Raw genomic sequence first — 21562 nt, forward strand, 5'->3', positions numbered from 1 at the left:
GTTCCCATGCCCAGACACTCTGCCAATCGAAGCAGCCAGCCCGCCTGGCTGCTTCCTTTCGTCGTCATTGCCGTCTGCCTGTTGAGCGGGTTGCCGCTGGCACGGCTGCTTTATGCCGGATTGCGGTTTTCGCTCGAGGGCAGGGCCACCGGCCTTTTTTCGGAATCTTCGACCTGGTTTGCAATTCGTAACACGTTGATCACTGCGACCGGTGGCATGGTGATTTCCGTTCTGCTCGGCGCGACCTTTGCCTTCGTGGTGACGCTGGCTGATATCCGCGCAAAAGGCTTTTTCAGCTTCGCCTTCGTGTTGCCGATGATGATCCCGCCGCAGGTGACGGCGCTCGCCTGGGTGCAAATGTCGGGTCCGGCCAGTCCTTTGTTGAAGACGCTCGGTATCGCGCCGCCACTTGGCAGTCCACAGCCGCTCTATTCGCTCAGCGGCATCGCGCTGCTGCTGGGTGTCCAGCATGCACCGCTGGTGTTTCTGGCTTTGAAGGCAGGGCTTGCCGCGCTGCCACGCGATGGCGTCGAGGCGGCGCGTCTGGCGGGTGCGTCTCCGATGCGTGTGTTTCGCGATATCATTTTTCCGCTGGCCATGCCGGGCCTGATCGCTGGTGCCGCGATTGCTTTCGTCTCCGGTGTCGGCAATTTCGGCATTCCGGCCATTCTCGGAATTCCCGCGTCGATCTTCGTGCTACCAACGCTGATCTACAGCCGCCTCTCGAGTTTTGGGGCAGGCACGTTTGCCGAGATGTCGCAGCTTTCCATGGTGATCGCCGTCATCGCCGGTCTTGGCCTGGTGATCCAGCAGCGGGCACTGAGGGGCAGGGATTATCGCATTATCGGTCTCTCCAGCCAAAATGCGGCGTTTTCGTTCGGCGCATGGCGGTTGGTCGCCGAAACCGGATTTTCGCTCATCCTGATCTTCGTTCTCGTTGCACCGCTTGCAGCACTTGTCGCCAGTTCACTGGTACCTGCCTATGGCGTGCCGTTGAATTTTCAAACCATGTCGCTTGGTGCATACAGCGAAATCTTGTTTCGCCAGTCGGTTACGCTGACGGCGTTTGCCAATTCGCTGTTCCTGGCGGGGACAACGGCGTGTGGATTGTTGCTGTTCACCGTTCTCACCGCCTATCTGCTTGCCCGCCGTCCGGGAAAGCTCGCCAATATCATCGCCGGTCTGATCGAAATTCCCTATGCGCTTCCGGGGATCGTGTTGGCCGTTGCCTTCATCCTGTTGTTTGCTGCACCGCTGCCGCTAGTCAATATTTCGATCTACGGGACGATCTGGATCATCCTGATCGCCTATTTCTCCAGTTTCTTCGCCATCAGCCTCAAGCCGGTGGTGAGCGCCTTTCTGCAGCTGGATCCCTCGCTTGAGGAAGCCGCCCGGCTTTCCGGCGCAGGTTTTGGCCGCCGTATGCGCGACATTCTCGTTCCGCTCATTGCACCGGCGGCGGGCGCCTCCGTCATTCTTGTCTTCCTGATTGCCTGCAGCGAGCTGACGGTCTCGGCGCTGCTGTGGTCGGCGGGCACCCAGACGCTCGGTGTGGCGATCTTCAATCTCGACGACAGCGGCAGCTCCGATCTCGCCTCGGCGCTATCCGTGCTTGTCGTCATCATGGTGGTCATTCTGATGCTGCTCCTAGAACTGCTGGCGAAACACCTTCCGAGAGGCGTGCTGCCATGGCGCAATTGATCCTCAACCATCTCAGCAAGGATTTTGGCACCGGCCGTGCCGCTGTCTCGGATGTCTCTCTGACCGTCCGCGAGGGGGGCTTTCTGGCGCTGCTTGGGCCATCGGGCTGCGGCAAGACGACAGTGCTTCGAATGATCGCCGGTTTCGAGCAGCCGACAGATGGATCGATCATGCTGGGCGAGCGCACGCTTGCAGATGCCAGCGGCGCGCTGCCGCCGGAAAAGCGCAACATGGCGATGGTGTTCCAGTCCTATGCCCTTTGGCCGCATATGACGGTTGCTCAAAATGTCGGTTATCCGCTGAAGGTGCGGGGCATCACCGGTCCATCCTGGGAAGCCCGGGTCAAGGACGCTCTCTCGGTCGTCCGGCTCGAAGAGTACGCCGATCGACGCCCGGCCGATTTGTCCGGCGGCCAGAGGCAGCGTGTGGCGCTGGCCCGTTGCCTCGTCACGTCGCCGGACGTGGTCCTGCTGGATGAACCCCTCGCCAATCTCGACCGCCATCTAAAGGCGGCGATGGAGGAAACCTTTCGGGAGTTCCATGCCCGGTCCGGCGCGACAATGATTTACGTGACCCACGACCAGGGCGAGGCGATGGCGCTTGCGACCGACATTGCCGTGATGTCCGAAGGGCGATTGATGCAGGTCGCCTCACCGCAGGAGATTTACGCGCGTCCGGAGGGACGGGTGGTCGGCGGGCTGGTCGGGCAGGGCGCCATCCTCGACCTGCCAGTGCCGGATCACGGGCCGCGTCTGCTCTCCTGGCCGACGGTCGAGGCGGCTTTCCGTCAGACAGCGGCCCCGAGCCGCCCGGTTCTCGTCCGTCCAGAACACGTGGTTGCCGATCCCGGCGGCATCATGCTGCAGGTGACTTCCTGTGTGTTCGAGGGCGAGCGGTTTTCCCTTTCGCTGCGCACGGCAGGCGGGCAGAAACTACGGGCTTATTCTACGCGCGCCATGGACTGCAATGTTTTGCAGCCGTTCGTGATCCAACAAGGATGGCTCCTGTGAACTCTTAGTTTGCGCCCGAGCATTGCCAACGGACGATCCGGCAGCCGTAGGAACGAGTGGAGCAGGCGGCGAGCGCGGCGCGTTGCGCTCGTCGGCTTCCTGACGCCCAGTCAGCGCCCCAACCGTCCGGCCCGCGTGCGACAGCACCGCAGCCATTCTTGAACCAGATGGCAACCCGGCAATCGTCGGCATTCCCGAAGCAATGCGACTGTGCCACCCGTTCAGCCTCCCGGCGGGAGTTATAGTCGTGCGACCAGCCAGTCGCCCCGGTCTCGGGCGACAGCGAGATCGCTCCGAAACTGTCGGCATGGCTCATGGCTGCGCTGACGCCGAGGAAGGCCAAAGCCGATATCACAGTTCTGGCGTTGTGTTTCCAGTTTGACATTCCGTTCTTCTCCATAGGCCTTGCACCTGTCCGGCCGATCTTGCGAATGGGAAACGGCCTATCAGGATCGATTATTCGCAAGGATTGGATCACCCCAAAAATGGTGTCGAAGCAGCTGTTACGCGGCAGCGAGCAGATGGGGAGAAAGGCATTCGACTTTTGCGCCCGATTGTCTAAAGTCGCGCCGATTGCATCCGGAAACTGCTGATGACCCTTCGCCTTGCCACCTTCAATATCGAAAACCTGATGAGCCGGTTCGATTTCTCCGGCTTTCGCAACCACCTCAAGCAGGATCGCGTTCTCAGGCTCTTCGACGTCAAGAACGAGGCGGAATACCAGCGGCTGGAGGAAGCCCGAACCATCGCCTATACCGATGACACCAGGCAGATGTCAGCGCTCGCCATTGCCGATTGCGACGCCGATATTCTGTGTCTGCAGGAAGCCGACAACATGGTGGCGCTGCAGGCCTTTGAATATGGCTATCTGTTCCGCATGGTCGGCAATGGCTACCGGCAGAAATATCTGATCGAGGGCAATGACAGCCGCGGCATCGATGTTGCCGTTCTGGTGCGTGAGGAAACCCGCGATGGCCAGAAGATCGAGTGCGTCGATGTCAAATCGCATGCCGCCGTCACCTATGCCGATTTCGATCTCTTCAACGATGCACTGGCTGCCACCAATGTGCCCGGCGACCGTATTTTCAAACGGGATTGCCTGGAACTCGATTTCCGCATTGGCGGCCGGCCGTTCACGCTGTTCGTCGTGCATTTCAAATCGATGGGCCCGGCCCGCGACGGGCTCGACGGGCGCACGTCCACGATGCCGGTACGATCAGCCGAGGTCGCCGCCGTCCGCCGCATCGTAGAGAACCGCTTTGGAGCGGATAATCTGGATGGCAAGATGTTCGCCATCTGCGGCGACATGAACGATTATCAGGAGCGAGTCGATGTGCTCGGCGACCGGCGCGCAGGCTACAGTTTCGTGCCGCGGCAGGAAGCGGAGAGCGCGCTTGATGTGCTCAGTCATGATGGCTTCGTCGAAAACGTCATGCGCCGGCGTCCGGAACTCGACCGCTGGACCCTGTTCCACAGCCGTGGACCGGAAGAGCGGCACCTTTGCCAACTCGATTATATATGGCTGTCAAAAGCGCTGGCCGAGCGCAACCCGGCCAGCGTGCCGGAGATCATCCGTGGCGGCCAGCCCTACCGGACGATCTTCCCGAAGGGGCAGGAGGTCGAGCGCTATCCGCGAACCGGCTGGGACCGTCCAAAGGCCTCCGATCATTGCCCGGTCGTCATCTCCCTCAACGTTTAAACCTTGCGAGGCGGAATTCCATGTCGCAATCGACAAGCAGTTTTTCCGAATGGCCTGCTGAACGGCTGATCTTTCCCGTCAGCCGCATCGAAGTGCGGGTGAGCGACGAGCCGCATCCCTTTTGCCTATCCCGCCAGACGGAGATCGCTGCCAACTGGGACAGGGAGGTATCTGCCAATCCTGCGCTCTTCGACGGCCGCATGCTTTTGATGCGGGCGATTGAACTACGGCATGGCGTCGTTTCGGGCGAGTGCCATGTGGTTCCGTTCTCGGCGTTTTTGCTGTGGCGCAAGACCCGCCCGGCGGGGGCCGCCGTTCATCTGTTCGGCCTCGCAGTGATTGTCTCCTCCGATGGTGCCGTAATCGCTATCCGCATGGGGCAGCACACCGCCAATCCCGGCCGGGTCTATTGTGCGGCAGGCTCGCTGGACCCGGACGATATTCGTGAGGGATATTGCGATATCGACGGCAATATGGCGCGCGAGGTGCTGGAGGAAACCGGTTTGTCGCTGTCGGACGCCAAGACCGTGTCCGGTTTCTATGGCCTGCATGGTCAGGACGTCGTCACGCTGTTTCGTGTCTATCATTTTGCAGAGACTGCTTCGGAGTTGATCGAGGGGATCGCGGCCCATATCGCTGCCGATCCCGAGCCGGAAATCGATACCGCTCTTGCCATTCACACCGCCGATGCTGCGCAGCACCCTTATCCACCCTTCATGCCGCCGGTGTTGGAATGGGTTTTCAAGTCGATGCAATGACGCTTTTGCGCTTGCCGCCAGCTATCTGCCATGCAAGGTCTGATAGCTGAAAACTGCAAAGGGAGACCACCTTGGCACGTCGCTATGCAATCTACGACGTTTTCACCGCCAACAGGCTGGAGGGAAATCCGCTCGCCGTTGTCTTTGACGGCGATGGCCTGAGCGACGCAGCGATGCAGGCAATTGCCGGCGAGTTCAACCTGTCGGAAACAGTGTTTTTGCAAAAGCCGCAAAAAGCGGGGCATGCTGCGAAGCTGCGAATTTTTACTCCCGGTTATGAATTACCCTTCGCCGGCCATCCGACGGTTGGGGCGGCGATCGCGCTCGCCGAAGACGGGCGCTCCTCTGCCGGTGAAGACTACGATCTCGTCCAGATGCTTGAGGAAAACGTCGGCCCGGTGCGCTGCGCCGTGCGCGGCAGGTCGGGGGAGGCGACCTTCGCCGAATTCGATGTGCCGCGCAAATCAGTGCGGCTTGATGCGAAGTTCGACCGGCAGGCGATTGCGGATGCGTTCAGCCTGAAGGCAACACAGATCGGCTTTGAAAACCACGTGCCATCGTTCTGGAGCGCTGGGGTGCCCTTCGTGATGATCCCCGTTCATGACGTCAGTGCTGCAGGCGCCGTGGAGTTCGATCCGGCCCTCTGGGAGCAGATCACGCCCATCGCCGAAGGGCGGCTTGCCGCTGCCTATCTCTACTGCCGAGGTGGGGTCAATCATGTCGCCCGCTTCCACACCCGCATGTTTGCTCCGGCCATGGGCATTGTCGAGGACCCGGCGACGGGCGCTGCAGTCGCTGCCTTTTCCGGCGCCATCCACTGTTTCGACCAGTTGATCGACGGGCATCATCCGTTCCTGATCGAGCAGGGCGTCGAGATGGGGCGTCCGTCGCTGCTGCACCTTCACATCGATGTCTCCGGCGGTGAAATCGGTACGGCCCGGATCGGTGGGCAAGCGGTGAAGATTGCGGCCGGTGAACTTTATCTTTGAAAAACAGCCTCTAAACAGCCCACACACATTTTTTTGAGAAATCCGAAAGAAAATCGCCCGAGGAACTAGACAAGCCCGGCGAACCCCATTATACGCCGCATCACACCACAGCAATGTGGTTCTAGAGGCCGCAAACGAAGCGGTTCTGGCGGGTGATTAGCTCAGTTGGTAGAGCAGCTGACTCTTAATCAGCGGGTCGTAGGTTCGAACCCTACATCACCCACCATTCTCTCTTTTACAGTCATAGCGTTGATTTGATTTGCCTTCGGGCAGGTCACTCTTCGCTTGTGGCTTTGGACTCCAATTTCCCCTCTGCAGCGATATTCGGTTTCGGCGGTAGCCGGTAAAGATCAAGCGCTGCGTTTTTCCATCGAAAGCCGCCCTTGGTCGGCACGTCTATCCGCGAGTTCGTTTCCAGCGATGCCGGAATGGCCCTTGCACCAGGCGATCGTCATCAGGTCGTTGTGCTGAAGCTGATGGTCTATGGCTTTCCAGAGTTCCGGATTGGCGATCGTCCGGTTTCGAACCTTGGTGTTCGCACCGATCTTTTTCCAACCGTTGTTCTTCCAGATAGGACGCCATTGGTTGCAGCCTCTGACCGCGTAGACGGAATCCGACCAGATGACCGCGGGGTCACATGCTGCATGGCTGTTGATCCACGCTGCCGCCTGCAGCAGCGCAGTCAGTTCCATTGCATTGTTGTCGGTATCCCGTATGCCACCGAAAGCGGATTCTATCTCCACGGCATCGCGATAGGCGACGAATGCCCATCCGCCATATCCGGATCCGGGTTCGAAGCAACCGTCGGCGAAGACATGTAAGCCGTGTTGTATATCCGGCGAGGCAGCTGGATCGAACTGCAAGGGGATGTCTATGCTCATGACGGGAATAGCCGGATACCCGTCAGTTCGGCGAGTCTGTCCATAAGCCTGTCTTGAAAGCGGGGGTCTACTATTTCTGAAGCAGGCGTCTGTTGCTGGCGGTGATGCCAGTAGCCGCCGCTGACCTGTGCCGCCGGTTCTTGGCTGGCGGCAAGCCACGTCTGGGTTTGGTGCCCCATTTCAAGGTCATCCGGGGCGCCTGCACCGCCCATCTTCGTCGGCACCCAGCCGGGATCGACGGCGTTGCTGATGATATCAGGCCAATGGCGCGCGACAGCGGCGGCGAGGGCCGCCACGTAAAATTTGCTTTCGCTATAGGCCTGGCTGGCGTTCCAGTTCCGTTGTGTCCAGTCGATATCGCTCGCGCTTCCGTCGGCGCTTCTGTGCATTCCGCTGCTGAGGTAAACCAGTCGGTTCGGACGGGCGATCAGTGCGGTGAGCATATAGGGGGCAAGAGTATTCACTGCGAGCGTTCTTGCATGCCCTTCGGGCGTGTCGCCGCGGCTTGAGCCAAGATAGACGCCCGCGTTGTGAATGACTGCATCCATGCGCCCGATCGCGTTCACCTGACTGGCAATGTATCGCGTTTCCTCGGCGCTGCTGAGGTCGCCAATGACAATACCGGCAGTCCGTGATGAGAGCGCGGTCACGGCAGACACCCGCGCTTTGGAGCGGGCGTGAAGCACGACCTCGTGTCCCTCGGCCAAAAGCGCGCGCGCCGCAGCAAGGCCAAGGCCATCGGTGGAGCCGGTGATGAAGATACGAGCCATGGGATACTCCTTCGTCCGAAAGTAGGCTGGAAGGGATACCAGTCCGGGACCGAAATATGAACTCGTCACGCATGGCAAAAAAACTTGTCTTCTTTCATCAACTTTTTGTCGTGACGCTTGCTGTTCCAATCGAACGGATTAAAAGAGGCGGCATCGATCAAGGGCATTACCCGCCCACGCGAAGATTGTTCTGCTTTACCCTTGCGGCCAAAGCGCTTCGCACTTGAACGCTGACAAGGACATCAAAGCATGCGCGCTCTCGTCGCCCGTTTCTTTTCGTACTACCGGCCGCATCGGCGCCTGTTCCTGCTGGATTTTTCCTGCGCGGTGACCTCCGGGCTGCTGGAGCTGGGTTTCCCGATTGCCGTCAAGCTGTTTATCGACGTGCTGTTGCCGACAGGGCAGTGGGGGTATGTGACGGCGGCTTCGGCCGGCCTGATGGTGATCTACCTCGTCAATGGCGGGCTGATGGCGATCGTCACCTATTGGGGCCATATGCTTGGCATCAACATCGAGACCGAGATGCGGCGCAAGGCGTTCGACCACCTGCAGAAACTGTCCTTTGGCTATTTCGACAACCAGAAGACCGGCCATCTCGTGGCCCGGTTGACCAAGGATCTGGAGGAGATCGGCGAGGTTGCGCATCATGGTCCGGAAGACGTGTTTATCGCCATCATGACGCTGATCGGCGCGTTCCTGCTGATGTTCTCGGTCAACCCGAAGCTGGCATTCATCACTGCGCTGGTACTGCCGCTGACGGCGTGGCTGACCACCCGCTATGGCGGCCGGATGACGCGCAACTGGCAGGCGCTCTACAATCGCGTCGGCGATTTCAATGCCCGGATCGAGGAAAATGTTGGTGGCATCCGCGTGGTGCAGGCATTTGCGAATGAGGACCACGAACGCGGGCTGTTCGAAAAGGACAACCAGCGTTACCGCAAGACCAAACTCGATGCCTATCGGATCATGGCCATATCGACGACACTGAGCTACCTCTCCATGCGTCTCGTCCAGATGGTCGTGCTGGTGGCTGGCAGCTATTTCGTGCTGAAGGGAGAACTGACGGCCGGTGGTTTCGTCGGGTTCCTGCTTCTGGTCGGTGTGTTCTTCCGCCCGGTCGACAAGATCAATTCGGTCATCGAGACCTATCCCAAGGGCATTGCCGGTTTTCGCCGTTATATCGATTTTCTCGATACGCGCCCCGATATCGCCGACCGGCCGGGTGCCCGTGATGTCACCGGGCTGAAGGGCAATATCCGCTATAACAAGGCTTCCTTTGGTTACCGGGAATCGAAGGCGATCGTGAATGATCTCACCATCGACATCCGTGCGGGTGAAACGGTGGCTTTCGTCGGGCCATCAGGCGCCGGCAAGACGACGATCTGCGCCCTCCTGCCGCGTTTCTACGAGGTGACGGGCGGTTCCATTACCATCGACGATATCGACATCCGTGACATGAGCCTGCGGTCGCTGCGCAATCATATCGGCATCGTCAGCCAGGATGTTTTCCTGTTTGCCGGGTCGCTGCGCGAAAATATCGCCTATGGCCGGTTGGACGCCAGCGAAGACGATATTGTGGAGGCGGCCCGCAAGGCACGGCTCGAAGGCGTCATTGCCGACCTGCCGCAGGGGCTCGACACGGTTGTCGGCGAGCGCGGCGTGAAACTGTCGGGCGGACAGAAGCAGCGTCTGGCGATTGCCCGCATCTTTCTGAAAAATCCACCGATCCTGATCCTCGATGAAGCGACGTCGGCGCTCGACACCGAAACCGAGCGTGCCATCCAGCAGTCTTTGGCGGAATTATCGAAGGGAAGAACGACGCTGGTTATCGCCCACCGCCTGGCGACGATCACGCAGGCCGACCGTATTCTTGTCGTCAACGAGGGGGTGATCGTCGAGGATGGAAGTCACTCCGAGCTCCTGAGCAAGAATGGCCTCTACAGCCGTCTCAGCCAGTTGCAGGCCGGGTAGGACGCGCGCTGCAAGGGAACCTTGGCGACGGTCGGGCGTTTTGTGTCCACTGTTCAACAAGGAGAACAATATGCGCTGGATATCAAAGCCTTTGCTCGCAGGTGCGATGCTTCTGACGGGAACCGGCTTGGCTTCGGCCGGTATGATGGCAACAACGGCAACTGACTTGACAGTCTATGCCGGACCGGGAGCGGACTATCACTCCGTCGGTATCGCCACGCGCGGCAGTAGTGCTGCCCTTGACGGATGCCTTGAAGGCGAAAGCTGGTGCCGGATCGATGTCAACGGCCTGCGTGGTTGGGTTTACGCGAAGGAACTCACGGTCGATTACGATGGCGCGCCTGTCATCATTCAGGAACGACGCGCTGATCTCGGGGTTCCGGTGGTCACCTACGAAAAGACCGTGGTCGTGGACGGCCCTGCTTCGCCGGCGCCCGGCGATGAACTGATCGGTACCGTCGATAGCAGCGGGGCGATTGTGCCACCGCCGGAGGTGCGGACCTATATCGATGGTGCTTCGATGGATGCCGTTACGTATGACGGCGAAGTGGTTGTCGGCGCGACGGTGCCTGCTGACATGGTCATCACTCAGGTGCCCAACTACCAGTACAGCTATGTCCGCATCAACGATCGGCCAATGCTGGTTGATCCACAGAGTCGGCGGATTGTATATGTCTACGAATAAGCTGAACGCAAAACAGGCCGCGCTATGCGCGGCCTGTTTTGGTGTTATCCTGGAGCGGAGCTAAACGATGACCTCTCGTACCCTTATGGTGGGCGTCATCTGCGTCGTCGTCGGATCGATCCTCAGCATCCTTGTCGTCCAATATTATTCGCCGAATGAAGGTTCAAACAGTACGACACCGCCTGATCCGCTGGTCGTCGCGCCGGAAAATGCGGCCGAGCAGACGAAGTAGCAGTCGGTTGGTTGATCAGACGTCATGCACCGATTGCAAAATCCTGCCGCAGTGCTGCTTCACATGCCCTTGTTAGGACTGCGGGATCTCGCTCGCCGCTCTGATAGAGGCGAACGACCGCTGCTGCACAAATCTGCATGTCGGCATCCGAACTCGCAGTCTGATGCGTCTCGCAAAACTGATCGAAAACCCGCCGCAGCGCATCGATATCCTCAGAGCAGAGAGCATCGGCATGCGGATTGAAATAGGCCATTGTTGTTCCTCCTTTGAGGATGGAAGCTCTGTCCGGCCTCCGTCATTGCTGAAAGGACGGCTGTTATGGCTGCAGTTTAGCGCGATTTGAATTTGGCGCTATTCACTAAGACATATGTTGACGTGCCACGAAAATTTTTTTGTCAGGCAACCTTTTGCGTTTTCATGCTTTTTCCCCACACACGGGAAAAATGCCATGGCCGCGTTCTATTTCAAGGTAATCGACAATGACGGCACAATTCCGGCCGATGATCCTTTTGACTTTCCGGATCTGATAGCAGCCATTCGCCAGGCAAAGATCGTGCTGGCTGAAATGGCACTCGACGGACTGCCGGAAGATCCGGTCAAGGCCCTCGAAATCGAGGTGCTCAATGCAGATCACAGGCCCGTCGTCAGGATGAAGCTCGAGTTGCAGATTCAGTGGTCTACTGCGTAACCGGTGCAGCGTTGCTGCTTCCTGCTTCAATAGCCTGAACGGCTTTCAGTATCGCTGGAACCACCAGCCGGGCACCTGGATTGGATGGGTGATTGTCGTCGATATAAAACACCTTTTCCGCACTCAGGCTGTTGATGCAGCGATCTTCAAGGAAGCTGTTGCAGAAGTAATCGGCGGGGCGGACGCGGAAAAGGTTGGGATGCGAAATCGCATCGAAGGCTGAGATGACCGCAGCATTCCGTTGCTGGTATCGGTCAAAGCGCGTACTGAATTCCAGGTTCTCAATCCCCGACATCGCACTTTTCGCAACGATGCCCGGAACATTCCATCCAGCCTCTGGGATCGGGTAGACGAGCACCACGTTATGGCCAGAATTGAGATAGGCCCGGATGTCATCAACATATTGCTTCAGCACCCGCGCCTTGCGCGCTGGATCATCCTGTTTGGCGTTCTCGTCAAGCCGGTCGAGCAGGTCGATATAGGTGGGCTGCAGCGGTTCGACACCGCCTTCTCCATTGTCGAAGTGTGACCCATCGACATAGAGGCTCCACCGGTTCGCCATGATGATCGTCTGAATACCGCTCTTGCGGATGTAATCCTCGATGCCCGTGAAGAACGGGTTGCAGTGGAGTTTGTATTTGGGATTGGTTACATAAAATCCGGAAAAGCCGACACACGCTGAATGCGCCATCACATAGAGATCGACATTGGCAGCATCAAAGCTGCGAAGCGCCTCGCCACCAAGGGCCCCGGCATGCGAATCGCCGATCAGGATGGTCTTGCTGCTGGTCGAGTGTTTCGTCAGGCAAGCCCTGACGGGATGGGGCAGGGAGGTTTCGCCTCTGTTGAACAGGCAGGTGTCCATGACGGGATCGTGATGTTTCTGTTCGGCAAGAGCTGCCAATGCAGTTTGCGGCAGGCGGAATTCCAAGCCGTGGCTTGACTTGCCATACAAGCCGATGCCGATGAACAGCAGGGCCGTGATGCCGCTCGCGCCGAGGATGCGAGCGGGCGTCGGCAGAAGCCGCGCCGTGCCGTTTCTCCGGAACGGCGCCTCGATGAACCGCCAGGACAGATAGGCAAGACCAGCAGAGGCAAGGGCGAGGATGATCATCAGCAGCGGCGACGGTTCCGCGATGCTGCGGATGCGGGCGAAGGCAAAGACCGGCTGGTGCCAGAGGTAAAGGCTGTAGCTGATCAATCCGATGCCGACCATCGGGCGCGTCGAGAGCAACCGCGCTGTCAGGGTGCCTGGCCCTGCAAAAAGGATGATCAGCACGGCGCCCATAACGGGGACAAGTGCGTAGAACGAGGGGAAGGGCGTCGCCTGATCGTAGTCGAAGATGGAAAAGACGATGATGGCCAGTCCAACGAGCGAAAGAATGTTACTCTTATACTGTTTGCCACCGGCCAGCAGAAAGGCGCAGAGAGAGCCCGCCAGCAATTCCCAGGCCCGTGTGTGCGGCAGGTAGAAATTGGTGGTCTCGAAATTGACCGAGCCGTATTGCGCAAGGAGCAGACTGGCAAGCGCCGCAGCAGCAATGGTAGCGATCAACACGCGCCGTCCAAACCGCCATATCAGCATGACGAAGAGCGGAAACAGCATGTAATACTGTTCCTCGACGGCAAGGCTCCAGGTGTGCATCAGCGGTTGCTCTCCCGATGCGGACGCGAAATAGCCGCCGCCTTCGTGCGAGAAAAAGAAATTGGAGCGGAACAGGCAGAGTGCGATGATGCTGCGGGCAAAGCTTGCCATCTGCTCCGGCAACATAAAGGCCCACGCAAATGGCAGGCAGCACAACAGCACGAAAAACAGCACTGGCAGGATGCGGCGGGCCCGGCGCTCGTAGAACTTGAGCAGCGAGAATTGACCCTTGTCGCATTCCGAGATGATGATCGAGGTGATCAGGTATCCGCTGATGACGAAGAAAATATCGACACCGACAAAACCACCACTGAACTGCTGGAACCCGGCATGAAACAGCAACACAGGCACCACGGCGACCGATCGGAGGCCGTCAATTTCGCGTCGATAGTTCATGGCTGGCCCCGGCGAGATCCAAATGGCTGGATACGTTCGCAGGATGCGACGGGTTGACGGCGCGGATCAAGCCCGTCTTTTGAAAAGGGAAAAAACCAAGAGCATATGTTGCCGGCAGGTGCTTTTTTAGCATCGCCGCAGGTTCTGAAACAAGAGAACATTGCTCTGGCACTCAAGATGCGTTCGGAAAGCACAGGAGAATCATCGAGAGCGTTGTCATTGCCTGGCGCTGGCGGGGGCTTTGCCGCTGCAAGCCTCCGCCAGATCTGTTGTCTTTAATCCCGGAACAGTTTCCAGCGAGTCGGGCGAAAAGCGATTCGTGAATTGTCGGACGTGACTTTTTCTGGTGGCAGTTCGATCTCGACGCGGTTGTTGGCGGCACCGATGTCAAGTTCGACATGGCGCGTCCCGGCAACGCGGCGGGTCACGGTGACGAGGCCCGTGATGCAGCCGCCGTTACCATCGAGCAGTTCGATATCGTGCGGGCGGAAATAGAGCTGGGCGGGCCCGTCGGCTTCACCCTGTGCGCTGACGCCAATTGAGCGATCCCCGATCCAGAGCTGGCCGTTTTCGACGCGCACGGGCAGGATGTTCGACTGACCGATGAAGCCGAAGACGAAAGGTGAATTCGGCGTGTCGTAGATTTCGTCCGGCGTGCCGATCTGTTCGATCTTGCCCTTGCTCATAACCACGACGCGGTCGGCGAGTTCCAGTGCTTCGTCCTGGTCGTGGGTAACGAAGACTGTGGTGTGGCCGGTGCGGTCATGGATTTCCCGGAGCCAGCGGCGCAGCTCCTTGCGCACCTGAGCGTCGAGGGCGCCGAACGGCTCGTCGAGCAAAAGCACGTTCGGTTCCACCGCCATGGCGCGGGCAAGGGCCACGCGCTGGCGCTGGCCGCCGGAAAGCTGTGCCGGGTAGCGCTTTTCAAGGCCGCTGAGTTGAACGAGATCAAGCAGCTCAAGCGCCCGCTTGCGGATGTCGGCCTTGGAGGGCCGGCGGCCGGCCGGGCGGATCGTCAGGCCGAAGGAGACGTTGTCGAGAACGGTCATGTGGCGGAACAGGGCGTAGTGCTGGAACACGAAACCGATATTGCGCTGCTGGACAGTCTTGCGCGAGGCATCCTCATTGCCGAAATAGACCGTGCCTTCGGTTGGGCTTTCCAAGCCTGCAATCAGCCGCAGCAACGTCGTCTTGCCGGAACCGGAGGGCCCAAGCAGGGCAATCAGTTCGCCCGAACGGATATCGAGTGAAACGTCGTTCAGCGCCGGAAAGCGGCTGAATTCCTTGCGTATGTTTTGAACGCGAACTTCCATAAAAACGTGACCTTTCAGTGCCGGCGGCTGGCTGCGATCTGGGCGCTGTACTTCATTTCAAGCAGCGATTTCAGAACGAGTGTGACAAGAGCCAGCAGGGCGAGAAGCGTTGCGACGGCAAAGGCGGCAACGAAGTTATATTCATTGTAGAGAATTTCCACCTGCAGCGGCATGGTGTTCGTCAGTCCGCGGATATGTCCGGAGACCACCGAGACCGCGCCGAACTCGCCCATGGCGCGGGCGTTGCAGAGGAGAACACCATAGAGCAGGCCCCATTTGATGTTGGGCAGCGTGACATACCAGAAGGTCTGCCAGCCGCTTGCACCCAGAGACAAGGCAGCCTCTTCATCACTGGTTCCCTGTTCCTGCATCAGCGGGATCAGTTCGCGGGCAACGAACGGGAAGGTGACGAAAACGGTCGCCAGAACGATGCCGGGTACGGCGAACAGGATCTGGATGCCGTGGCTCTGCAGCCATGGTCCGAGCAGACTATGGGAGCCGAACAACAGAATGAACACCAGGCCGGATATGACCGGCGATACCGAGAAGGGCAGGTCGATCAGGGTGGTGAGAAACGCCTTGCCCTTGAATTCGAACTTGGCGATCGCCCATGCGGCCGCGATGCCGAACACAAGATTGAGCGGTACGGCAATCACGGCGACAAGCAGCGTTAATTCGATCGCGGCAAAGGTTTCGGGATCTGAGAGGACGGTCAGGAATTCTCCGGGTCCGTTGCGCAGGGCTTCCGTGAACACCGCCGCGAGCGGCAGCACGAGGAAAAGCCCGACGAAACAGAGCGCGAGGCCGATCAGCGTATAGCGCGCCAGCCGGTGTTCCGATGTTGCGACGCGGACCAGTTCGGTGTTTCCGGTGCCGGCGGTTGTTCCATCATGCGCCATAACCGTACCTCCTTCTGCTCCAGGCCTGTATCGTGTTGATGATCAACAGCATGACGAAGGAGATCATCAGCATGATTGCAGCGATTGCCGTCGCTGCTGGATAGTTGAACTCTTCCAGGCGGATGACGATCAGCAGAGGGGCAATTTCCGATATATAAGGAAGGTTACCGGCGATGAAGATGACGGAGCCATATTCACCGACGCCGCGGGCGAAGGCCAGCGCAAAACCTGTCAGCACCGCTGGTGCGAGCCCCGGAAGCAATACGCGGCTGATGGTCTGGAAGCGATTGGCGCCGAGCGTGGCGGCGGCTTCTTCAACCTCCTTGTCGATCTCTTCCATAATCGGTTGCACGGTTCTGACAACGAAGGGCAGGCCGACGAAGACCAGCGCGAAGACGATGCCGATCGGTGTGAAGGCGATCTTGATGCCGAGCGGCGCTAGAAGGCTACCGATCCAGCCGTTCGGCGCGTAGAGCGTCGTCAGCGCGATACCGGCAACAGCGGTCGGCAAGGCGAAGGGCAGGTCGACCATGGCGTCGATGATGCGCTTTCCCGGAAACCGGTAGCGCACCAATACCCAGGCCAGGATGACACCGAAAACGACATTGATCAGGGCTGCGGCGAAGGCGGTGCCGAAACTGATGCGCAGGGCGTTGACCGTGCGCTGGTCGGTCGCGAGCGTCCAGAACGTGCCCCAGCCCAAAGAGCTCGAGCGCCAGGCAAGGCCGGAGAGAGGAATGAGAATGATGAGTACGAGCCATGACAAAGTAACGCCGAGCGCCAATCCGAATCCCGGAATGACGCTCGGCTGTCTGAATTGCCACAGCGAAGCTGTGCGTGCGGTCATATAGTTTTATTGTCCCGGCTTGTAGATCTGGTCAAACAGCCCACCGTCCCCAAAATATTTCGGCTGAGCTTCCTTCCATCCGCCGAATTCGTCAATAGTGACGAGCTTCACATCGGCAAATCGTTTGATGTCATTCGGATCGGCGACTTCAGGCTTGAAGGGGCGATAGTAGTGTTTTGCCGCGATCTTCTGACCGACATCCGAGTAAAGGTATTGCAGATAGGCTTCTGCCACCTTGCGTGTGCCCTTGGCATCGACATTGCCATCGACCAGCGCTACCGGCGGTTCGGCCTTGATCGAAATCGTCGGGGTGATGATGTCGAATTTGTCGGGCCCAAGTTCTTCAAGCGACAGATAGGCTTCGTTTTCCCAGGCAATCAGGACGTCGCCGAGACCGCGCTGCACGAATGTCGTGGTTGAGCCGCGTGCACCGGTGTCGAGGACGGGAACATGCTTGAACAGCTGCGTCACATATTCCTGCGCCTTGGTGTCGTCTCCGCCGTTGGCTGCGCGTGCCCAGGCCCAGGCCGCCAGGAAGTTCCAGCGTGCGCCGCCCGAGGTTTTCGGGTTCGGGGTGATCACCTGGATATCGTCCTTGATCAGGTCGCCCCAATCCTTGATGCCCTTCGGGTTGCCCTTGCGCACCAGAAACACGATCGTTGACGTGTAAGGGGCACTGTTGTTGTCGAGTTTGGTCTTCCAGTCCGCCGGGATCTTGCCGGTTTCCTTGGCGATGGCATCGATATCGGCTTCAAGCGCCAGCGTCACGACATCAGCCGCCAAGCCGTCGATGACAGAGCGCGCCTGCTTGCCGGACCCACCATGTGACGTCTGTATCGTCACAGTCTCACCCGTATCCGCTTTCCATTTTTCAGCGAAAGCAGCGTTGAAGTCCTTGTAGAGTTCGCGGGTCGGGTCGTAGGAGACATTGAGAATCGTCGTATCGGCAAAGGCAGCACCCAGTCCGCCGATCTGGATGCTGGAGGCGAGAAGCGCCACCGTCAAGAATCTCGTGAGTTGTTTTACGCGCATGTCCACCTCCGTTGTTAGCAGGCATACTCTATTCATTAAGTGGGATATTATAACGCAGAACTTTCCCTTTCGGGGATCAGCCGGAGAAAGTCCTGCCCCCGTCAGCTGCCAATCCCGAAATCATTTGCTTCATACTGGCGATGACGATCCGTTATCGGGAAGAAGTTACCACGCCACTGCCGATCGCGGAACGTCAATCGTAGGGGAAACCGATAAAGCCACGGCGGCGCGCCACCAGCTTGAGCGAGCGATCGGGCATGACCATGTAGGTCTCTTCGATCCGTTCGCCGTAAGGGCCGTAGAAATTATTGTGCAGGGTGCTGCCGACCGGCGCTTTCCTGAGCTTGGTGCGGGGCTGGCCGCCATAGGTAATGCTGCCGGGGATCGGGTCCGGTCCGCGGTAGGATCCACCATAGGATTGCGTCTCGACGCAGGATGTTAGAAACAGGGCGGCAAGGGCCGCAACGATCATCTTTTTCATTGTCGAACTCCCAACCGGGATCACCTGATCCCATCCCTCTTTGACATAACGTTTCTGCAATGATTTTCCAGCTTGTCGGTGCAAGCTCGCCTGTCTAGCCGTTCAGGTGGCCCTGAACCTGCTCGACGACAGGACGGAGCACAGTGAATGGAGAATCGGTAACAGCAGCAGCACGCGACAGGACGGCATCGCAAATGCGCCGGAGGCTGTTATCTGCCGTGGTAACGCCGAAATTGCATGTGAAACAGGCCGCCAGTATGGATCGGGCGGTATCGCCGGTCTGGTGGGTGATTGAAGAGGAAAGAGAAATATGGCGGACACTGTCGGCATATGTACACCGGAAGATGTTTTGTCGTTCTGGTTCGACGAGTTGCAACCGCAGGACTGGTTCAAGCCGCACCCGGATCTCGATAGCCAATGTGAACAGCGTTTTCGATTGACGCATCTGGAAATGGCGCGCGCCCTGCCGCCTGAATGGTTTGCCACGCCGATACACCGGCTTGCCACAATTGTTCTGTTCGACCAGATGCCGCGTAACATGTATCGGGGTACGCCGCTTGCCTTTGCGACCGACGGTCTTGCCTTGCGGGAGGCGACCCGCGCACTCGAAGCGGGGGCGGATAGCGACCTTTCTGTCGATCAGCGCGTTTTCCTTTATCTCCCGTTCGAACATTCAGAAAATCTTGTCGACCAGACACGTTCGGTGGCGTTGTTCACGGATCTGGGCGACGCGAATTATCTGGATTATGCCATCCGGCACCGCGAGGTTATTCGCAAATTTGGCCGGTTCCCGCATCGCAATGCGATTTTGGGGCGTGTTTCCACGCCGGCAGAGGTCGAGTTTCTCTCTCAACCCGGATCAAGATTTTGACCTTTGCGGGCGCGAACAGATGATAAGACATCGGAAATCCGATTTTACATCTGACTGCGGCCCGGCCTATGGAATGCCAAATTGTCCGCGCCACGCCCCGATTCTGTTCCGGGGCGTGGTCTGCCGGAAAAGGGATATGTGATTGCCGATGATGTCGAAACTCTTTGCCGCCATTTTGTGTTTGGGGATGTTCGCCGCATCCGGGGCTGTCATGGCACAGGAACCGGCCGGTCAATCCGCGCCGCAACCGGTCGCGGCGGTGGCGAGCCCGCAGGCACAGGCGGCCGAGCAGTTGGAAGTGGCTCGCAAGAACCTGGCGAGGCTCACCGATCAGACAAACAACGCCAAGAATGACGATAGCCGTCTCGCCGAGTTGAAGGTCGAGGTCGATGCGGCGGCCAAGCAGATCATCGCGATATCGGTGGCCACCCGGCCACGCCTGGACGAAATCAAGGCGCGTCTTGCCGAGCTTGGCGACCCGCCGAAGGACGGTGCGGCCCCAGAGGCTGACGTCGTTGCGCAGGAACGCAAGCGCCTTCTTGCCGAGCGAGGCGAAATCAATGCGCTGACGGGAACGGCCGAAGACCTGTCGGTTCAGGCAACCAAGCTGTCCAACGGTATTACCGCCACGCGACGCGCTCTGTTCAGCAACACGCTGCTCAAACACACCGACATCAACGGTTCGATGGTGATGGACGCCATCGCTGCGATCAGCATGGAGAGGCAAGCCTTTACCCGGACCGTCGGCAGTTGGCTGACCTTTGCCTGGAACTTCAAGCGCCTGCAGTTTCTCACTGCTCTTTTCCTCTCGCTTTGCGCGGCTTTCGTCCTGCATGCGGTGACGCGCCGGGTGTTTTCCCCGTTGATCGATCGCGAAACGCTGGGCGAAGAGCCGGGATACATCACACGTCTCTCCGTGGCGTTCTGGTCGACAATGGTCCCGACCATGGCGACGGGCGTGTTTGCGGCCACCAGTTACTTTTTTCTTCAGGTCTTCAAGGTCCTGCGGCCTGATATTGCGCCGTTCATTTCGGCGACGCTGGCGATCAGCGTCGCCCTGATGTTTGTCTCGACGCTGTCAAATGCCGTTCTGGCGCCGAAGCAAAACGCCTGGCGGCTGGTCAGGGTATCCGATCACGGCGCGCGCCTGTTGGTGCTGTCGATTTTCGCCATGGCTGTTGTCAACGGTCTGGATTATCTGGCGGGCACGATCAGCGAAATGCTGGGCTCTCCGGTCGTCTTCACCGTGGTCAAGAGCCTTGTTGCAACGATCATCATTGGCCTCATTCTGATGGCGATGTCGTTGATCAAGCCGATCGTTCCGGCGGGGGAAACGCTGGACGGCCAGGGCAGGCCGTGGCCAAGGGCGGTTTCATTGCTGTTCGTTCTCACAGGCGTCGCCCTCATTCTTGCGACACTGGCGGGCTATGTCGGGCTTGCGCGCTTCATCGCCACACAAATCGTCATGACCGGTGCCATTCTGGTGACGATGTACATCGGTATTCTGACCGGCAAGGCTGTTGCCAAGCAGAATGCGCTCGCCGACACGGTGGTCGGCCGTTATCTCGAAAAGCGTTTCGGGATGGAACAGGTTGCGCTGGACCAGACCGGTTTGGCCGCAGGACTTGGGATCTACGTGCTGGTGGTCCTGTTCTTTATCCCCCTGATCTTGCTGCAATGGGGTTTCCAGATCGCCGATATCGAGGCGTGGGCTTACCGCATTTTCACCGACATCAATATTGGCAGCATCAAGATCTCGATCGTTGGCATCCTTGCCGGTGTCCTGCTGTTCGCCGCTGGGTATGTAGTGACGCGCTGGTTCCAGCGCTGGATCGACGGCAATGTCATGGCCCGCAGCCGCGTCGATACCGGGGTTCGCAATTCCGTCAAGACCGGTATCGGCTATCTCGGCATCGGCCTTGCCGGTCTGATCGGCATCTCTGCGGCAGGGTTTAATCTGTCCAACCTGGCGCTTGTTGCCGGTGCGCTATCCCTCGGCGTTGGTTTCGGCCTACAGAACATTGTCTCCAATTTCGTCTCGGGGCTCATCCTTCTGGTAGAGCGGCCTTTCAAGGTGGGAGACTGGGTGGTCACAGGGACCACCGAAGGTTTTGTCAAGCGCATCTCCGTTCGGGCAACCGAGATCGAGACATTCCAGCGCCAGACCATCATGGTGCCGAACTCGCTGTTCATCAACGCCTCGGTTGGCAACTGGACGCACAAGAACAAGCTCGGCCGGTCGGATATTCCTGTAACCGTCAGTTATAGCAGCGCGCCGCGCCAGGTGATGGACACCCTGCTGAAAATTGCCGCCGCGCATCCGCTGGTGTTGAAAAATCCGCAGCCATTGGCCGTCTTCTCCGCCTTCGGCGATGCAACCATGACCTTCGAATTGAGGGTTTATCTGGCCGATATCGTCAATGGCACCGGTGTGCGCAATGATCTTCGGCTGGCGATCTACGAACAGTTCAAGGAAGAGGGGCTCGGCGCACCCTTTTCGAAAGAGGAGCTGGAGCCGGAAGCGCCGCCGCCTGGACCCGAGACCGATGCGCTCACACTCCAGGCTGATGCAGCAGGGCCAGCCGAGGTGCCATCGCCGCTGGAAGACACTATCCGGCGCAGCGGAACGCAGCGGCGCCCGCGCCGGGTGACCGTTGAGACTGTGGGCGACAGAGACTGATTCCCTGCTTTACA

21 protein-coding genes and 1 tRNA gene are annotated in these 21562 nt (G+C 58.9%); 12 read left to right on the forward strand and 10 right to left on the reverse strand.

The genetic code is table 11. The annotated features are described in order from the left end of the window. Positions 1–6: 6 nt before the first annotated feature. Positions 7–1701 carry an iron ABC transporter permease gene (locus R6X40_RS03815; RefSeq protein WP_318411068.1) on the forward strand — a complete coding sequence of 565 codons (1695 nt, stop codon included), beginning with the start codon at positions 7–9 and terminating at the stop codon, positions 1699–1701. Then, entirely contained in the window at positions 1689–2711 is a 1023-nt protein-coding gene (locus tag R6X40_RS03820) for an ABC transporter ATP-binding protein (RefSeq protein ID WP_318411069.1), read from the forward strand. The genes R6X40_RS03815 and R6X40_RS03820 overlap by 13 nt, the downstream gene beginning before the upstream one ends. 4 nt (positions 2712–2715) lie before the next feature. Here the strand turns inward: R6X40_RS03820 and R6X40_RS03825 are convergent, their stop codons facing one another. Continuing rightward, a complete protein-coding gene (locus R6X40_RS03825; protein ID WP_318411071.1) occupies positions 2716–3096 on the reverse strand; it encodes a DUF4189 domain-containing protein in 381 nt (126 codons plus the stop codon). A gap of 207 nt (positions 3097–3303) precedes the next feature. Here R6X40_RS03825 and R6X40_RS03830 point away from each other — a divergent pair, with 207 nt between their 5' ends. The 4 genes from R6X40_RS03830 (at position 3304) to R6X40_RS03845 (ending at position 6383) form a co-directional block, all read left to right on the forward strand. Then, complete coding sequence (locus R6X40_RS03830; RefSeq protein ID WP_318411072.1) at positions 3304–4410, forward strand: endonuclease/exonuclease/phosphatase family protein; 1107 nt, start codon at positions 3304–3306, stop codon at positions 4408–4410. A 20-nt stretch (positions 4411–4430) separates the two neighbouring features. Beyond that, the gene (locus R6X40_RS03835; protein WP_318411073.1) at positions 4431–5168 is read left to right on the forward strand and encodes an NUDIX hydrolase; all 738 of its coding nucleotides are present in this window, start codon (positions 4431–4433) and stop codon (positions 5166–5168) included. Positions 5169–5239: 71 nt separating this feature from the next. After that, the gene (locus R6X40_RS03840) at positions 5240–6157 is read left to right on the forward strand and encodes a PhzF family phenazine biosynthesis protein (RefSeq protein WP_318411075.1); all 918 of its coding nucleotides are present in this window, start codon (positions 5240–5242) and stop codon (positions 6155–6157) included. 150 nt (positions 6158–6307) lie between these two features. Next, a tRNA-Lys gene (locus tag R6X40_RS03845) sits at positions 6308–6383 on the forward strand. A 124-nt stretch (positions 6384–6507) separates the two neighbouring features. On the opposite strand, the gene R6X40_RS03850 is transcribed toward R6X40_RS03845, so the two are convergent. Together R6X40_RS03850 and R6X40_RS03855 are read right to left on the reverse strand one after the other, a co-directional pair. Then, positions 6508–7038 (reverse strand): ribonuclease H, encoded by a 531-nt coding sequence (locus tag R6X40_RS03850; protein ID WP_318411077.1) that lies wholly within the window; start codon positions 7036–7038, stop codon positions 6508–6510. Continuing rightward, entirely contained in the window at positions 7035–7808 is a 774-nt protein-coding gene (locus R6X40_RS03855) for an SDR family NAD(P)-dependent oxidoreductase (protein ID WP_318411078.1), read from the reverse strand. The genes R6X40_RS03850 and R6X40_RS03855 overlap by 4 nt, the downstream gene beginning before the upstream one ends. A 249-nt stretch (positions 7809–8057) precedes the next feature. Between R6X40_RS03855 and R6X40_RS03860 the strand changes: the two genes are divergently transcribed. From R6X40_RS03860 to R6X40_RS03870, 3 genes are all read left to right on the forward strand, one after another. Continuing rightward, positions 8058–9779: an ABC transporter ATP-binding protein gene (locus R6X40_RS03860; RefSeq protein WP_318411080.1), complete on the forward strand. Its 1722-nt coding sequence runs from the start codon at positions 8058–8060 to the stop codon at positions 9777–9779. A gap of 70 nt (positions 9780–9849) precedes the next feature. Continuing rightward, positions 9850–10464, forward strand: coding sequence for a DUF1236 domain-containing protein (locus tag R6X40_RS03865; protein WP_318411082.1), 615 nt, complete (start codon positions 9850–9852; stop codon positions 10462–10464). 67 nt (positions 10465–10531) lie between these two features. Then, positions 10532–10696, forward strand: a complete 165-nt coding sequence (locus tag R6X40_RS03870) for a hypothetical protein (RefSeq protein ID WP_318411083.1) — start codon at positions 10532–10534, stop codon at positions 10694–10696. Positions 10697–10718: 22 nt separating this feature from the next. Here the strand turns inward: R6X40_RS03870 and R6X40_RS03875 are convergent, their stop codons facing one another. Next, the gene (locus R6X40_RS03875; RefSeq protein ID WP_318411084.1) at positions 10719–10949 is read right to left on the reverse strand and encodes a hypothetical protein; all 231 of its coding nucleotides are present in this window, start codon (positions 10947–10949) and stop codon (positions 10719–10721) included. 195 nt (positions 10950–11144) lie between these two features. On the opposite strand from R6X40_RS03875, the gene R6X40_RS03880 reads away from it, so the two are divergent. Further along, positions 11145–11384, forward strand: coding sequence for a DUF6894 family protein (locus R6X40_RS03880; RefSeq protein ID WP_318411086.1), 240 nt, complete (start codon positions 11145–11147; stop codon positions 11382–11384). Here R6X40_RS03880 and R6X40_RS03885 read toward each other — a convergent pair. The 6 genes from R6X40_RS03885 to R6X40_RS03910 all read right to left on the reverse strand — a co-directional run bounded on the left by R6X40_RS03885 (position 11374) and on the right by R6X40_RS03910 (position 17997). Next, positions 11374–13425: an acyltransferase family protein gene (locus R6X40_RS03885; RefSeq protein WP_318411088.1), complete on the reverse strand. Its 2052-nt coding sequence runs from the start codon at positions 13423–13425 to the stop codon at positions 11374–11376. The two genes, R6X40_RS03880 and R6X40_RS03885, sit on opposite strands and share 11 nt — an antisense overlap. Before the next feature lie 275 nt (positions 13426–13700). Further along, on the reverse strand, positions 13701–14738 hold the full coding sequence (locus R6X40_RS03890) for a sulfate/molybdate ABC transporter ATP-binding protein (protein ID WP_318411090.1): 1038 nt from the start codon (positions 14736–14738) through the stop codon (positions 13701–13703). Between the two features lie 14 nt (positions 14739–14752). Continuing rightward, positions 14753–15637 (reverse strand): sulfate ABC transporter permease subunit CysW, encoded by an 885-nt coding sequence (gene cysW / locus R6X40_RS03895; RefSeq protein WP_318411091.1) that lies wholly within the window; start codon positions 15635–15637, stop codon positions 14753–14755. Then, positions 15627–16484, reverse strand: coding sequence for a sulfate ABC transporter permease subunit CysT (gene cysT, locus R6X40_RS03900; RefSeq protein ID WP_318411093.1), 858 nt, complete (start codon positions 16482–16484; stop codon positions 15627–15629). Before cysT ends, cysW begins: the two co-directional genes overlap by 11 nt. A gap of 6 nt (positions 16485–16490) precedes the next feature. Beyond that, complete coding sequence (locus R6X40_RS03905) at positions 16491–17516, reverse strand: sulfate ABC transporter substrate-binding protein (protein WP_318411095.1); 1026 nt, start codon at positions 17514–17516, stop codon at positions 16491–16493. Between the two features lie 193 nt (positions 17517–17709). After that, positions 17710–17997, reverse strand: a complete 288-nt coding sequence (locus R6X40_RS03910; protein WP_318411097.1) for a membrane lipoprotein lipid attachment site-containing protein — start codon at positions 17995–17997, stop codon at positions 17710–17712. A gap of 310 nt (positions 17998–18307) precedes the next feature. Here R6X40_RS03910 and R6X40_RS03915 point away from each other — a divergent pair, with 310 nt between their 5' ends. Together R6X40_RS03915 and R6X40_RS03920 are read left to right on the forward strand one after the other, a co-directional pair. Next, positions 18308–18868 (forward strand): DUF924 family protein, encoded by a 561-nt coding sequence (locus R6X40_RS03915; RefSeq protein WP_318411098.1) that lies wholly within the window; start codon positions 18308–18310, stop codon positions 18866–18868. A gap of 211 nt (positions 18869–19079) precedes the next feature. Next, positions 19080–21548, forward strand: coding sequence for a mechanosensitive ion channel family protein (locus R6X40_RS03920; RefSeq protein ID WP_318411099.1), 2469 nt, complete (start codon positions 19080–19082; stop codon positions 21546–21548). Positions 21549–21562 lie beyond the last annotated feature (14 nt).

Source organism: Rhizobium sp. PL01 (genome assembly GCF_033447125.1).
GTDB lineage: Bacteria > Pseudomonadota > Alphaproteobacteria > Rhizobiales > Rhizobiaceae > Pararhizobium.